This is a genomic window from Corticimicrobacter populi (assembly GCF_003123725.1).
Lineage (GTDB): Bacteria > Pseudomonadota > Gammaproteobacteria > Burkholderiales > Burkholderiaceae_B > Corticimicrobacter > Corticimicrobacter populi.
The window spans coordinates 324,897-339,107 of the sequence record NZ_QETA01000004.1; the positions used below are offsets into that span (position 1 = coordinate 324,897).

Annotated in this window: 12 protein-coding genes; all 12 read right to left on the reverse strand. The window is 60.1% G+C overall.

Features of this window, described 5'->3' with window-relative positions:
- Positions 1 to 3 precede the first annotated feature (3 nt).
- The 12 genes from leuS to siaB all read right to left on the reverse strand — a co-directional run bounded on the left by leuS (position 4) and on the right by siaB (position 14,203).
- Positions 4 to 2,697, reverse strand: a complete 2,694-nt coding sequence (gene leuS / locus DD235_RS11520; protein WP_109062218.1) for a leucine--tRNA ligase — start codon at positions 2,695 to 2,697, stop codon at positions 4 to 6.
- Positions 2,698 to 2,835: 138 nt separating this feature from the next.
- Positions 2,836 to 4,551 carry a methyl-accepting chemotaxis protein gene (locus DD235_RS11525; RefSeq protein ID WP_109062219.1) on the reverse strand — a complete coding sequence of 572 codons (1,716 nt, stop codon included), beginning with the start codon at positions 4,549 to 4,551 and terminating at the stop codon, positions 2,836 to 2,838.
- Positions 4,552 to 4,749: 198 nt separating this feature from the next.
- Complete coding sequence (locus DD235_RS11530; RefSeq protein WP_162300475.1) at positions 4,750 to 6,495, reverse strand: methyl-accepting chemotaxis protein; 1,746 nt, start codon at positions 6,493 to 6,495, stop codon at positions 4,750 to 4,752.
- Between the two features lie 147 nt (positions 6,496 to 6,642).
- Positions 6,643 to 7,617, reverse strand: coding sequence for a helix-turn-helix domain-containing protein (locus DD235_RS11535; RefSeq protein ID WP_109062221.1), 975 nt, complete (start codon positions 7,615 to 7,617; stop codon positions 6,643 to 6,645).
- A 188-nt stretch (positions 7,618 to 7,805) separates the two neighbouring features.
- The gene (locus DD235_RS11540; protein ID WP_109062222.1) at positions 7,806 to 8,594 is read right to left on the reverse strand and encodes an ABC transporter ATP-binding protein; all 789 of its coding nucleotides are present in this window, start codon (positions 8,592 to 8,594) and stop codon (positions 7,806 to 7,808) included.
- Complete coding sequence (locus DD235_RS11545; RefSeq protein ID WP_109062223.1) at positions 8,591 to 10,492, reverse strand: ABC transporter permease; 1,902 nt, start codon at positions 10,490 to 10,492, stop codon at positions 8,591 to 8,593. The genes DD235_RS11540 and DD235_RS11545 overlap by 4 nt, the downstream gene beginning before the upstream one ends.
- On the reverse strand, positions 10,489 to 11,709 hold the full coding sequence (locus DD235_RS11550; RefSeq protein WP_109062224.1) for an ABC transporter substrate-binding protein: 1,221 nt from the start codon (positions 11,707 to 11,709) through the stop codon (positions 10,489 to 10,491). Before DD235_RS11550 ends, DD235_RS11545 begins: the two co-directional genes overlap by 4 nt.
- A gap of 165 nt (positions 11,710 to 11,874) precedes the next feature.
- Entirely contained in the window at positions 11,875 to 12,045 is a 171-nt protein-coding gene (gene rpmG / locus DD235_RS11555; RefSeq protein WP_109062225.1) for a 50S ribosomal protein L33, read from the reverse strand.
- Positions 12,046 to 12,143: 98 nt separating this feature from the next.
- The gene (gene rpmB / locus DD235_RS11560) at positions 12,144 to 12,386 is read right to left on the reverse strand and encodes a 50S ribosomal protein L28 (protein WP_109062226.1); all 243 of its coding nucleotides are present in this window, start codon (positions 12,384 to 12,386) and stop codon (positions 12,144 to 12,146) included.
- Positions 12,387 to 12,467: 81 nt separating this feature from the next.
- The gene (gene siaD, locus DD235_RS11565) at positions 12,468 to 13,265 is read right to left on the reverse strand and encodes a biofilm regulation diguanylate cyclase SiaD (protein WP_109062227.1); all 798 of its coding nucleotides are present in this window, start codon (positions 13,263 to 13,265) and stop codon (positions 12,468 to 12,470) included.
- The gene (gene siaC, locus DD235_RS11570; RefSeq protein WP_109062228.1) at positions 13,262 to 13,648 is read right to left on the reverse strand and encodes a biofilm regulation phosphoprotein SiaC; all 387 of its coding nucleotides are present in this window, start codon (positions 13,646 to 13,648) and stop codon (positions 13,262 to 13,264) included. Before siaC ends, siaD begins: the two co-directional genes overlap by 4 nt.
- 18 nt (positions 13,649 to 13,666) lie before the next feature.
- The gene (siaB, locus tag DD235_RS11575) at positions 13,667 to 14,203 is read right to left on the reverse strand and encodes a biofilm regulation protein kinase SiaB (protein WP_275667550.1); all 537 of its coding nucleotides are present in this window, start codon (positions 14,201 to 14,203) and stop codon (positions 13,667 to 13,669) included.
- Positions 14,204 to 14,211 lie beyond the last annotated feature (8 nt).

Consider the following 14,211-nt stretch of genomic DNA (forward strand, 5'->3'; position numbering starts at 1 on the left):
GGCTCAGCCTACGACGTTGACGAGTTTGTTGGGAACGACGATCACACGTTTGGCCGGGCGGCCTTCCAGGAAACGCAGGGCTTCCGGATGTTGTGCCGCTGCCTGTTCGATGGCTTCGCGCGTAGCACTGCTGGGGACGCGCAATGCGCCGCGCAGCTTGCCGTTGACCTGAAGCATGAGTTCGGTTTCGTCGCTGACCAGTGCGGCTTCGTCCACAATGGGCCAGGCGGCATCGAGCAGATCGCCGTGCCGTTCGGCGTAACCCAGGTCGCGCCAGAGCAGCCAGGTCATGTGAGGGACGACCGGATACAGGATACGCAGCAGAATCGACAGGCTATCGGCCAGCGCTGCGGCCGACAGGGGGCTGTCATCAAGCTTGGCGTCGTCCAGCGTGTTGAGCAGCTTCATGCCGGCCGATACCACGGTGTTGTACTGCATGCGCTGGTAGTCGTAGTCAGCCTGCCGGAGAATGGTATGTACCGTGCGGCGCAGATCCTTGGCGGCTGCCGAGGCGGATGGCCAGTCAATGCTGCCTGTCGATCCCAGAGCCAGGCCTGCTGCGATCTGCTGCTGGTGCGTCTGGGAGAACGACCACAGACGGCGCAGGAAGCGGTTGGCCCCCTCGACGCCCGAGTCGGACCATTCCAGCGTTTGTTCAGGCGGGCTGGCGAACATCACGAAAAGGCGTGCAGTGTCGGCTCCGTAGGTGTCGATCAGTGACTGTGGGTCAACACCGTTGTTCTTGGACTTGGACATCGTGGTGATGCCGTTGTAATCCACGGCGCTGCCGTCGGCTTTGAGACGGGCACCGGTGATGGCACCCTTGGCATCATAGGTATTCTCGACCTCTTCGGGCCAGAAGTATTCGATGCCGCCCTTGGCATTCTTGCGCGAGTAGCAATGGTTGAGCACCATGCCCTGACACAGCAGCCGGGTGAATGGCTCGTCGAAACTGACCAGCCCCAGGTCGCGCATGACCTTGGTCCAGAAGCGGGCGTACAGCAGGTGCATGACCGCATGCTCGATCCCGCCGATGTACTGGTCCATCGGCATCCAGTAGTCGTTGCGGGCATCAACCATCGCCTGGCTGTTGCCCGGCGAGGTGTAGCGCATGAAGTACCAGGACGAGTCCACGAAGGTGTCCATGGTGTCGGTTTCGCGACGAGCAGGCTTGCCGCACTTGGGGCAGCTGCAGGACAGGAAGGCTTCATCCTTGTTGAGCGGATTGCCACTGCCGTCGGGAATCAGGTGCTCGGGCAGCACGACAGGCAGGTCCTGCTCGGGAACCGGCACGGGGCCGCAGTCGGCACAGTGGATGATCGGGATGGGCGTGCCCCAGTAGCGCTGGCGCGAAATGCCCCAGTCGCGCAGGCGCCAGGTGGTCTGCTTGTCGCCGAGGTTCTTGGCGGACAGGTCCGCAGCCACGGCGTCGAGTGCCTCGGCGTAGGGCAGGCCGTCGTATTTGCCGGAGTGAATGCAGCCGCCGTGTTGCTTGTCGCCATACCAGTCGTGCCATTGCGTGGCATCGTAGGCTGGCAACTGGCCTTCCCTGGCCAGCGAGGCGGCAGGGGCGATGACCTGCCGGATCGGCAGGTCATATTTGAGGGCAAAGGCAAAGTCGCGCTCGTCGTGTGCCGGTACGCCCATGACCGCACCGTCGCCATAGCTCATCAGGACGTAGTTGCCGACCCAGACCTCGACCTGATCGCCGGTCAGTGGATGGGTGACGAACAGGCCCGTGGGCAGGCCTTCCTTGTCACGCGTGGCCATTTCGGCCTCGGTGGTGCCACCCTGCTTGCATTGCTCGATGAAGGCGGCCAGCGCCGGGTTGTTGGCAGCAGCGTGCGTGGCCAGCGGGTGTTCGGGAGCCACTGCGCAGAAGGTGACACCCATGATGGTGTCGGGGCGCGTGGTGAACACATACATGCGACCGTCCTGGATCAGCTGGCCGGCTGTATCACGAATATCGTGAGTAAAGGCGAAGCGCACGCCCTGGCTCTTGCCGATCCAGTTTTCCTGCATCAGGCGGACCCGCTCGGGCCAGCCTTCGAGACCGTTCTGGACGTTGTTGAGCAGTTCTTCGGCGTAGTCCGTGATGCGCAGGTAGTAGCCGGGGATTTCTCGCTTTTCGACCGGGGCACCGGAACGCCAGCCACGGCCATCGACCACCTGTTCGTTGGCGAGTACGGTCTGGTCGACCGGATCCCAGTTGACGACCTGGGTCTTGCGGTAGGCGATCCCCTTTTCGAGCATCTTGAGGAACAGCCACTGGTTCCAGCGGTAGTACTCGGGATCGCAGGCGCACATCTCGCGCGACCAGTCGATGGCCAGACCCATCGACTGCATCTGCTTCTTCATGTAGGCGATGTTGTCGTAGGTCCACTTGGCCGGGGGTACCTGCGACTTGATGGCAGCATTCTCGGCAGGCATGCCGAAGGCGTCCCAGCCCATCGGCATCAGCACGTTGTAGCCGCGCATGCGCAACTGGCGTGCCATCATGTCGTTGATGGTGTAGTTGCGCACGTGGCCCATATGCAGCTTGCCGCTGGGGTAGGGCAGCATGGAGCAGGCATAGTATTTCGGCTTTTCGGAGCCGTCGGCCTGTTGGGCGTGTTCGACGACGCGATAGGCATCGCGGGTATTCCAGTCAGCCTGGGCGGCTGCTTCGACAGCGGTGGGGTGGTAGCGTTCCTGCATGGACTCTGTCTGGCGCAAAAGAAAAGGGACGATCAAGGCGCACGAAGGCGCGGGCCAGCTGGCCCGAAACCCAGGATTATATAGGAGGGGATAGATGCCGGTTGCCCGAGGCCTTTCCCCACGCGCAGAATCAATGCGTCAGAACGTCGACCAGTCGTCGTTTTCAGTGGTATCTTTTGCAGGCGTTGCGGTGTGTACCAACGCGGGTCGTGCAGTGGGGTGTGCCTTGGCTGTTTGCGTGGTGGCTTGCGCGTGCTTGTGTATCCTGCCAGCGATGTTTCTGCCATGAGGGACAGACGGGTGTATGTTGTCACCCGTGTTCAGATGGGCAATGGAGGCGACCAGGGCTGCTGCCTGTTCACGCAGGGACAGGGCCGCCGCCGCCGCTTCTTCTACCAGCGCGGCGTTCTGCTGTGTGGTGGCATCGATCTGGGCAATGGCTACATTGATCTGGTCAATGCCTTCACTCTGCTCGTGGCTGGCCTGGCTGATTTCGTTGACGATGGCGATGACGGGTTCAGTGCCCTTGCCCATGTCTCGGACAATGTTTTCTGCCTGCGTAACCAGGGCACTGCCACGGCTGACTTTTGTGACCGAGTCATCGATCAGGGACTTGATTTCCTTGGCCGAGGTGGCGCTGCGTTGCGCGAGATTGCGAACCTCGCTGGCGACAACGGCAAACCCTCTACCCTGTTCGCCGGCACGCGCAGCCTCGACAGCTGCATTGAGTGCCAGGATATTGGTCTGGAAGGCAATGCTGTCGATCACATTGATGATTTCGGCAATGCGGCGTGAGGCATCGCTGATTTCAGTCATGGTACTGCTGACTTCGCCCATGACATTGACACTTTGTTGCGCCAGGTTTGCTGCGCCACCAACGAGCCGGTTGGCTTCGCCGGCACTGCTGGCATTGTTCTTGACGGTGGATGTGATCTGTTCCATGGAAGCGGCGGTTTCTTCCAGCGAACTGGCCTGTTCTTCGGTGCGGCTGGACAGGTCCTGGTTGCCTGCGGCGATCTGTGCGGTAGCCGAGGCAATGTTGTCTGCCCCGCTGCGTACCCGCACAACAATATTGCGCAGGCTTTCGTTCATCGTGTCGAGCGCACGCAGCAACTGTCCCGTTTCGTCTTTGGTGGCGTGCCTGATATTGGCGGTCAGATTGCCTGCGGCAACCTGATTTGCAAAGGCGACAGCCTGTCCCAGCGGTCGCGTGACACTGCGTGTCATGAAAATGGCGATCATGATGCCCAGTATGGCACCGGCCACGCTCAAGGATGCCATCAGCAATTCGGCCGCCTGATATGACTCCTTGACCTGCTCGCCGGCATCGACCATCAGGTCATCTTCACGGTCAATCAGTTTGAGCAATTCGGCTTCATAGCGTTTCTGCAATGGCCGCATGGTGTCGAGATATTCGCGGGTTGCTTCGGCGGTCCTGTATTCCGAGGCATATCTGAGAATGCGCTCACCCGATGCGCGGTAGTCTGTGCGAATGGCCAGCGCATTGCGCTGTGCCTGAACCGAGACGGGGTCCGTGATGACTTTGCCGACTGACTCCAGCAAGGCTGTGATTTTTTGGGTGGTCTCCTCGATTTCCTGGAGGAATGCCGTCTTGTTGTCGCCGTCGTCGGAGAGTAGGATGGCCTGATAGGCTGACGTCTGCTGGTTCAGTTGCTGGATCAAGGTATTGGCGTCGACGGTCAGTGGGTACTGATCCTCAACGACGTATTGCATGTTGTGATGCATGCCTGATAAGTTGGCCAGCGCCATGCCGCCCATGGCGACGAGAAGAAAGACAAGTACGCCAAAGCCGAGGCCCAGACGGGCACCGACCCGCCAGTCAGAAAAGTGCATTATATGGTTCCCTTGAAAGGCCCCAGTCTACTGATCTGATTAAGCGTGGCGCTTGTTAATGCGTGCGGAAGCATTGACGCATGGTGCATATTTGGCACCATGCGTTTTCGCATGATTTTGCGCAAACCATTGTGGACATAAACTGATTACGCAGCGTTGAGGCGTGGCGAGTGTCGTACAGGTGCCGAGTGGGCAACGTCAGAAGGTTGACCAATCGTCGTCGTTGCCTGCTGTCTCTTGAGCGGATTTGGCTGAAAGAGCCAATGGTTTGTTCCGGGTCGGGCGAATGGCGGGGCGGTATGCGGGTGTGGGAGGTTGATTTTCGACGGGCCTGGATGCGGTGGCTGGGACGGCTGTCAACTGACGAATGGATCGCACCGTCGAGGCCGTATCGGTTTGACCAGTGCGAAAATGAGAAATCGAGCCCACCAGTTCGGCAGCCTGCTCACGCAATGCCAAGGCGGCAGCGGCAGCTTCTTCCACCAGTGCGGCGTTCTGCTGTGTGGTGGCATCGATCTGGGCAATGGCTACATTGATCTGGTCGATGCCATCGCTTTGCTCACGGCTGGCCTGGCTGATTTCATTGACGATGGCGATGACTGGCTCAGTGCCCTTGCCGACGTCACGCACGATATTCTCGGCCTGGGAAACCAGTGCGCTGCCGCGCCCGACTGTTGCGACCGATTCGTCGATGAGGCTCTTGATTTCCTTGGCCGAGGTGGCGCTGCGCTGGGCGAGGTTGCGGACTTCGCTGGCCACGACGGCAAAGCCTCGGCCCTGTTCGCCGGCACGCGCAGCCTCGACAGCGGCATTGAGTGCCAGAATGTTGGTCTGGAAGGCAATGCTGTCGATCACATTGATGATTTCAGCAATGCGGCGTGATGCGTCGCTGATTGCTGTCATGGTGCTGCTGACCTCACTCATGACACTGACACTTTGTTGAGTCAGACTGGCGGCACCATCCACCAGTCTGTTTGCTTCGCCGGCACTGCTGGCATTGTTCTTGACCGTGGCCGTGATCTGCTCCATGGAGGCGGCGGTTTCTTCCAGCGAACTGGCCTGCTCTTCTGTGCGACTGGAGAGATCCTGGTTGCCTGCTGCAATTTGTGCTGTGGCCGAAGAAATGCTGTCGGCACCCGTTCGTACGCGCTCGACGATGCTGCGCAGGCTGCCGTTCATGGCGTCCAGTGCGCGCAGCAACTGCCCTGTTTCATCTTTGGAGGCGTGCTCGATCCTGCTGGTCAGGTCGCCTGCGGCAACACGATTGGCCAGCGTTACGGCTTCGCCCAGCGGACGGGTCACGCTGCGTGTCATGACCATGGCAATGCCGATGCCCAGTACGCTGCCGGCAGCAATCAGGCAGAACATGAGCAGGCGCGTGTCCTGGTAGGACGCCTTGACCTGTTCGCCAGCCTCGACCATCAGGTCGTCTTCCCGGTCGATCAGCTTGACCAGTTCTGCTTCGTAGCGCTTCTGGACGGGTTGCATCACGTCGATGTATTCGCGGGTGGCTGCATCTTGCGCGTGGCTGGCGATGTGCTGGCGCACACGTGCGGCTGATGCAAGAAAGTCGGCGCGGATTGCTGCGCCATTTGCCAGGGCCTGGCGGGAGATGGGGTCGGTCAGGTTCTTGTCGAGAGACTCCATCAGCCTGGAGACTTCTCCCATCGTATTCTGTATCGTATTGAGCAGCGCTTCAGAATTGCGTTGGCCAGCAGTCAGCAGCAGCGTTTGATAGCTCCCCGTCTGCTCGTTGAGCTTGTCGATCAGTGCATTTGCATCGACTGTCAGCGGATATTCATGCTCGATGACCTTTGCCATGTTGCGGTTCATGCCGGACAGGTTCAGTACTGCGACGCTGCCCATGATGATGATGAGAAAAATAAGCGCGCCAAAGCCGACACCCAGCCGGGTGCCGACTCGCCAGTCGGAAAAATGCATCATGTGTATTCCTTGAAAAGGGGTGCCCAGTCTAATGACCAGGACGGATCGGCTGCTTGCCGATCCGTGCATACACATTGACGCATGATGCAAATTTGGCGCGTGACGTAACACCATGATAGTGCGCAAATCATGGCATGTGGAAAGGCCTTATTGCGTGCCTGTGTCGCAGACGGTTTCCTGCAGATTTCTGTGTCGCCATTGATGGGGGGACACGCCGAAAGCCTGCTTGAACATGCGTGAAAAACTGGCAGCGTCGTTGAAGCCGTGCTCCAGGGCCAGCGTCAGGATGCTTTTGTGGGACAGCACGGGTTGTGCCAGTGCCTGTCGTACGGAAACCAGGCGAATCCAGCGGATATATTGAGCTGGCGTCAGGAAATGATGCTGGAACAGGGCATACAGTGTGCGTCGTGAAATATGCAGTGCCGAAGCCAGTGTGGCCGGGCTGAGCGCAGGATTGGACAGGTGCTGTCGGATGAAGGTATGTGCCTGGGCCAGTTTGGGTTCGAGCGCGGATTGAGGGCTGCCCTGCAATTGTTGCAACAGCGAGTGTTGCAACAGCCATTGGGCGGATTGCAGAATGGTGTCGGCATCGGCCAGACTCAATTGTGCGTCATGCAGCAGTGTGCGTGCGGCGACCAGTGCCGTGCGTGTACAGGGCAGGTTCGCCATGGGGCGAGCGCAGAGTCTGGCAGCGTGCAGATGCCAATCGGGTATGGTGTCGTATGGCAGTGTCAGTACGGTCAGGCAGGTTTCCGGAGCAAGGTGCAGACTATATGGAAAACCGGCGTCATAGAGGGTGACTTGCCCGCTGGACAGGACGCACTGCCTGCCGCCCTGACTCAGGTGCATGCCGCCGGCATGCAGCCAGACGATCTTGAGATGGCCGTTTTCCGTATGGTTACGAATGGGCCTCTCGTAGTGCATTCGGCATTCCTGCGTGTAATAGGCGGTTGTGAGGCGGCGGCTGCCAAAGGTGCGGTGATTGATATTGGCCCGGAAGTCGCGCCGCCTGTCTACGTGGAGTTGCAGCCAGGGGAAGTGGGTCGCGGCAAAGGCGCGGCACTCATCAAAGCTGGAGAGTTCGTGGCGGCTTTCTGGTGGAGAATAAAGCTCGATCAGCATATGGTCTCGGAGATTCCCTCGCTATTACCCGGGGGCTTGTGGTCTGTGGGCGAATATCTGATTCATAGTGCAATTGTGAATTGAGTTGACGTGTGTCAATCATGGGAATAGCGATACCCATAAGCGGGGTATCGCTGCTTGGGCGTGCCATCGAATATCACGAATGAATATTTATTTCGATATTGTATTCAGACGCGGGTCGATCCCAGATAGGCGCTGCGCACACCTTCGTGCGTGCGTATCTCGCCGGGTGTCCCGGCAGCAATGATGCGGCCCTGGGCCAATACCACGATGCTGTTGGCATGAGCAAAGACCACGTCCAGACTGTGTTCCGTAAACAGAATCGCCATGTCGCGCTCATCGGCCAGACGACGCACCAGGGCCATCAGTGCATGTCGCTCGGGGGCTGTCATGCCGGCAGCCGGCTCGTCCATGAGCAGCAGGCGCGGACGGCCCGCCAGTGCGATGGCCAATTCGACACGTTTGATGTCACCGTAGGCCAGCACACCACACAGCCGCCCGGCACTGTCTTGCATACCGACCTGGGCCAGCAGGTCCATGGCTTCGTCAGTTCGATATCCCTGTGCCTTGCGCCAGAACGAAAACAGGCGGCGGTCGCGCGCCAGCAGGGCAATCTGGATGTTTTCAAGCACGCTGAACGAACCGAATACAGCGGCGGTCTGGAATGTGCGTCCGACCCCTTGCCTGCCTATCTCGCGTGGTGACAGGCCTGCCAGGTCAATATTGGCCAGCCGGATGTGGCCTTGGTCTGGTGCGATCTGGCCATTGAGCAGGTTGAACGTGGTGGATTTGCCGGCACCGTTCGGACCGATCAGCGCCAGCATCTGGCCTGCGGCCAGCTCGAATGAGACATTGTCGACAGCCTGCAGGCCGCCGAAGCGCTTGCTCAGGTTCTCGACGCGCAAGAGTGCTGCAGGGGGAGGGGGCGGGACGGCTGTGCCGGGTAGCAGGGTCATGTGCGTGCTCCCGGTCGGGCCCACAGGCTGCTCAGGCCCTGTGGCATGAAGAAAATCAGCAGCAGGATAATGCCGCCCAGCATGGCATGCCAGTAATCGCCCAGCCGTGAAATGCTGTCATGCAGCCAGGTGTAGGCGGCGGCCCCGGACAGCGGGCCGGCCAATGAGCTCAGTCCGCCCAGGATGACCATGACCAGTCCGTCCACGGAACGGCCGATCGACAGCGCATCGTCGGGCGCGATACTGCCTTTGAAAAATGCGTACACAGAACCGGCCAGACCGGCCACCAGTGCTGCTGCCACGAAACCGGCCAGCTGGATGCGACGGGTATCCATGCCAAGCGCAGCGGCACGCAGCGTAGAGTCGCGGGTCGCGCGCAGTGCATAGCCCAGCGGCGAGCCTGACAGACGAAACAGGAAGACGATGCCGAGACCGGACAGTGTCAGGCTGAGATAGTAGTAGGCCGTCGGTGAGGACAGCCAGGCGCTGGGCCACAGGCCGATCAGACCGTTGCTGCCGCCGGTGAAACCATCCCACTGGTAGGTCAGGGACCAGAGAATCTGAGCCGTAGCAAGCGTCAGCATGGCCAGGTAGACGCCGGACAGCCGCACGCAGAACCAGCCAAAGAAAAGGCCACCGGCCGCCGCGACCAGGGGGCTGGCCAGCAGTGCCGCTTCCATCGGCAGGTTCAGTTCCAGGAACAGCAGGGCCGCACCGTAGGCACCCAGGCCGAACCAGGCGGCATGGCCGAACGTATGCAGGCCGGCGGGGCCGATCAGCAGGTACAGGCTGGCGGCAAAAAGCCCGGCAATCAGGATTTCTGTTGCCAGGATCGTCAGATAGGGCCAATGCGCCAATACCCAGGGCAATGCCAGCAGGCCGATGAGCAGCGCTGCGCTGCTCAAGCGCAGCCGCCGCGCCCTGCCGGGTGTGTGTGGTGTATCGCTCGACTGGCTGGTGCTGAGCGGTGCGGCATCATGTTGTTCGGGCAGTGGTTTGCCCAGCAGCCCCCAGGGGCGGAACACCAGAATGATCGCCATAATGATGAACTCGGCAACCAGGGTCAGCTTCGACATGCTGAACGACCAGCCCCACAGATCGACCTGGCCGATGAAAATACATAAAGCCTTGACCTCGCAGATCAGCAGGGCCGCCAGAAAGGCACCGCCGAGCGATCCGAGGCCGCCGACCACGACCACGACGAACGCACTGGCAATGATTTCCAGATCCAGGCTGAGTGTTGCTGGAATGCGTGGCGCAGCCAGTGCGCCGCCCAGTCCGGCCAGGCAGGCACCGAGGGCGAAGGCGGTCGTGAATAGCCAGGCCTGGTTGACGCCGAGCGCGCCCAACATGGTTCTGTTTTCGGCAGCGGCGCGCAGCAGCACACCCCAGCGGGTCCGGTGCAGCAGCAGCCAGAGCAGGCCCAGTACCAGCGGCCCGACAACGATCAGGAAGAGGTCGTACTCTGGAAAGCGTCGCCCGAAAATCTCGATGGAGCCTGACAGTCCGGGCGCGCGCGGAGCGAACAGGTCTTCAGGGCCCCAGGCCAGCAGTGCCAGGTCTCCGATGATGAGTACCACGGCGAAGGTGGCCAGCAACTGGAACAGTTCGGGAGCACGGTAGATGCGGCGCAGGACAATGATTTCGACCAGGCCGCCGATGCCACCCACCAGTATGGCAGCCAACGGCAGTGCCAGCCAGTAGCCGATGCCGGTTGCGCCGAGTGCGTGGATCAGTGTGCCGGCCAGATAGACGCCCAGCATGTAGAACGAACCGTGCGCGAAATTGATAATGCGGGTGACACCGAAAATCAGCGACAACCCGCTGGCGACCAGGAACAGCGCACTGGCATCGGCCAGTCCGTTGAGCAGTTGCAGCGGCAGTCCGCCCAGGTTCATGGTGCGGCCGTGCGCAGTTGCCGTACCTGTTCGTCGCTGGGTTGCAGGTCAGCTCCATCGATATAGTGGAAATCGACCATGACGCCCTTGCCGTCGCGCTGTGCGGTCTTGCCGACGTAAACGCCCATGGTGGCCTGGTGATCCAGGGAGCGGTACTCGATCGGGCCGTAGGGCGAGTCCAGTTGCAGGCCTCTGAAGGCTTCGATCAGGGCTTCCGTATCAGTCGAGCCGGCCTTTTCGATACCCGCGGCCAGTGACATGAGCGAGGCATAACCCACCACTGAGCCGACACGGGGGTAGTCATTGAAACGGGCCTGGTAGGCTTCTACGAAAGCCCGGTTGCTTGGCGTCTCGATGGCATACCATGGGTAGCCGGTCACAATCCAGCCTTCTGGGGTTTCTGTGCCCAGCGGATCGATGTATTCAGGTTCGCCGGACAGGACGGAAACCACTTCGCGGCCTTCGAACAGGCCTCGTGTATTGCCCTCGCGCACGAAGCGAGTCAGGTCGGCCGCGAACAGGACATTGAAAATGGCATCGGGACGCGCGTCATCCAGTGCCTGCACGACTGCACCGGCATCGATTTTGCCGAGCGGCACGGCCTGTTCCGCGACGAATTCTATATCCGGTTGCGCGCCCTGCATCATTCGCTTGAATGTGGTCACGGCTGACTGACCGTATTCGTAGTTGGGGTAGACGATGGCCCAGCGTTTTTTGTTGAGTTTGATGGCTTCCGGTGCCAGAGCTGCCACATGCATCCAGGTCGAAGGACGTAGGCGGAAGGTGTAGCGATTGCCGTTCTGCCATGTGATCTTGTCGGTCAGGGGCTCCGCTGCGAGAAAGAATACCTTGCGCTGGCGTGCGAAATCGGTCAGGGCAAGACCGGTGTGCGAGAGGAAACCGCCAAACAGGACTTCGGCTCCTTCGCGCGTCATGAGATCCTGGGCGGCGCGGATGGACTCGCCAGGGCTGCCGTTGTCATCACGCCAGAGCACCTCGACTGGGCGTCCCAGCACGCCGCCGCGCGCGTTGATCTGTTCCTGAGCCAGTTGCCAGCCCATCTTGTAGGGCTCCAGGAAGGCAGGAATGGCCTTGTAGCTGTTGATCTCGCCAATGCGCAATGGCGTGGCGGCATCTGGGCCGGACTGGGCAAGGGTGCTGAAGGAGGCGAGGCCAAGCGCCAGCAGGGTGGTGCGGACAAAGCGGATGGGATTCATGGGAGTTTGCAACCATAAATGCTCAATGTGAGCATAAATATACTGCAAAAAAAACCGGTGCGGGGAAAATTCCTCCGGCTGGTAGCGATCCTGATTGGTAACGGAAAAAGGCCCGGCATGTCATGCATGCTGGGCCAGTAGGTGCGTCCGGCAAGGCGGCTGCAATCAGCGCAGCTTCGTTTCCTTGTAGTCGACGTGCTTGCGTGCAACGGGATCAAATTTCTTGATCACCATCTTTTCAGGCATGTTGCGCTTATTCTTGGTGGTGGTGTAGAAATGCCCGGTGCCAGCGCTGGACTCGAGCTTGATTTTTTCACGTGCGCCTTTGGTCGCCATGATGTGCTCCTGGTAGACAGGTAGGCTGTGACAGCCTGGTTTTGTTCATTGTCGATCCGGCATGCCGGATCGGACGTATCGCTTCAGACCGGAGGCAATCAGCCTTCGATTGCTTCGCCACGCTCACGCAGGTCGGCCAGGACGGCTTCGATGCCGTGCTTGTCGATCGTGCGCAGTGCGTTGGTCGAAACACGCAGACGGATCCAGCGGTTCTGGCTTTCGAGCCAGAAACGGCGCGACTGCAGATTGGGCAGGAAGCGACGCTTGGTCTTGTTGTTAGCGTGCGATACGTTGTTGCCCACCATCGGGCCCTTGCCGGTAATTTGGCATACGCGTGCCATGGTTGCACCTCTTTGAATTCTATCGGAATTACATAGTCAAGCCAGCAATGGTACTACGATCGAATGGGTTTTGGCAAGCGCTTATGCAATAAAAACCGTTCTGTCGCGGCCAGCCGACTTGGCGGCCAGCAGGGCATTGTCGGCGCGGGTGAGTGTTTCGGAAAAATCCTCGCCGGATCGGTATTGCGTCCACCCCAGACTGGCGGAGATGGGATGGGGCTGGCCCAGCACAGGCGCGAGCGCAGGCCCCAGTTCGGCGATGCGCAGACGCACCCGTTCGGCTACGGAGCGTGCTGCTTCGGCATCTGTCTCGGGCAGCAGGATCAGGAACTCCTCGCCACCCCAGCGTCCACAGATATCATATTCACGCAGTGCTGTCTGGATTGCCTGGCCGATGCCGACAATGACCTTGTCGCCTGCCACATGGCCGAATTGGTCGTTGATGCGCTTGAAATGATCGATGTCCAGAATGCCCAGCGCATAACTGTGGCCCTTGCGGTGCGAAAGCCGTGTTTCCTCCTGGAGTCGCTGGGTCAGGAAGCGGCGATTGTTCAGTCCGGTCAGTGCGTCGCGCGCGGCTGAATCTCGCAGTGCGTCGCTGAGTTCGCGCAGGCTGTTCTGATAACGGTCGGAAATCCGGGTCAGCTTTTCGAGGCGACGCAGCTGTTTGTCATATTGCTGCGTCAGTGTTTCCTGGCGGCTGTGCGAAATGGAGTGATAGCCATCGGAAATCCGGACCAGTCGCGCCAGGCGCTCGTTCTGTTCTCGGCTGTAGGCCAGCAGGCACTGTAGTGCGTCGTGCAGCGGATGCCCCTGATGGACAGGATCATCCAGCAGGGATTGGACATGCCTGACCAGATCCTGTTCTGGCAGATTCATGTGCTTTGGGTGTCGCTGCTGATGTTGAAGGGGAACGTGCAGTCTTCGCGGAACTCGTCTGCCAGGTCGAAGACGCGTTCGTTGAGCGGGTCGTAATACCAGTCCACGCTGACAGGCTGACCGCCCTGATGGGCTTCTTCCAGCATATCGAAAATATCCATCATGGCCTTGACGGAGCTTGTATTCATGTAGACCAGACGCAGTTCGAGACGCAGGGGGCGTGGCGCGTTACTCAGATAGGCTTCGAGCCACTGGATGATCGGCGTGAAGAATTCGTACGAATTTTCGGGGTAGGAGTCTCCCCGCATCATCAGGACACCTTCGGAAAAGGCACTGGTGACGCCGGGCGTGGATTGGCTGCTGGGGATGTTCAGGTCGTTCATGCTGGTCGATGCAAAAAATCAGATCACGGCGCGCAGGCTGAAGAATACACGGCCATTTTCCGTGGGGGTCAGCGATGCGGCAAGGGGGACTGCTGACTTGCGGGCGATGTCAATCAGGCCCAGGCCGGCACCCGATACGGCATCGGTGTTGCGGGGCTGGCGCAATTGTGCCTTGTAGGCGGCCTTGAGGGCGGTTTTGTCCATGGGGGCGAGTTCGTCTACCTTGGCCAGGAGGCGTGATGCATCGGCTGCTTCCACGAGGTTGCCCGCGTGAATGATATAGCGACTTTCGTCTTCCTTGGCCACGATGACCGTGGCGGCGCTTTCCTGCTCGCTGTAGCCCTGCGCCAGAGCGTAGTGGCGGATGTTTTGCGTCATTTCGATGTAGACGCTGAACACATCCATGGCGGCGGATGGCTGGGCGCTGTCAGCCTGCAGGTAGTTTTTCAGGGCCGTGCCGATCTCTTCGATCAGGCTGCGGGAAATCGGACCGTTGAAGCACAGCAGGATGCGTTGTCGATCCATGCTGGCCCTCAGGGCGAATAGGTCGATCATGTCCATGT

Bases quoted from the DNA above. Each gene is read 5' to 3' on its own strand.
- DD235_RS11540 (WP_109062222.1), bottom strand. From the start codon at position 8,594: ATGACCCTGCTACCCGGCACAGCCGTCCCGCCCCCTCCCCCTGCAGCA.
- DD235_RS11530 (WP_162300475.1), bottom strand. From the start codon at position 6,495: ATGATGCATTTTTCCGACTGGCGAGTCGGCACCCGGCTGGGTGTCGGC.
- siaB (WP_275667550.1), bottom strand. From the start codon at position 14,203: ATGATCGACCTATTCGCCCTGAGGGCCAGCATGGATCGACAACGCATC.
- DD235_RS11550 (WP_109062224.1), bottom strand. From the start codon at position 11,709: ATGAATCCCATCCGCTTTGTCCGCACCACCCTGCTGGCGCTTGGCCTC.
- DD235_RS11535 (WP_109062221.1), bottom strand. From the start codon at position 7,617: ATGCTGATCGAGCTTTATTCTCCACCAGAAAGCCGCCACGAACTCTCC.
- rpmB (WP_109062226.1), bottom strand. From the start codon at position 12,386: ATGGCACGCGTATGCCAAATTACCGGCAAGGGCCCGATGGTGGGCAAC.
- rpmG (WP_109062225.1), bottom strand. From the start codon at position 12,045: ATGGCGACCAAAGGCGCACGTGAAAAAATCAAGCTCGAGTCCAGCGCT.
- leuS (WP_109062218.1), bottom strand. From the start codon at position 2,697: ATGCAGGAACGCTACCACCCCACCGCTGTCGAAGCAGCCGCCCAGGCT.
- DD235_RS11525 (WP_109062219.1), bottom strand. From the start codon at position 4,551: ATGCACTTTTCTGACTGGCGGGTCGGTGCCCGTCTGGGCCTCGGCTTT.
- siaC (WP_109062228.1), bottom strand. From the start codon at position 13,648: ATGAACGACCTGAACATCCCCAGCAGCCAATCCACGCCCGGCGTCACC.
- DD235_RS11545 (WP_109062223.1), bottom strand. From the start codon at position 10,492: ATGAACCTGGGCGGACTGCCGCTGCAACTGCTCAACGGACTGGCCGAT.
- siaD (WP_109062227.1), bottom strand. From the start codon at position 13,265: ATGAATCTGCCAGAACAGGATCTGGTCAGGCATGTCCAATCCCTGCTG.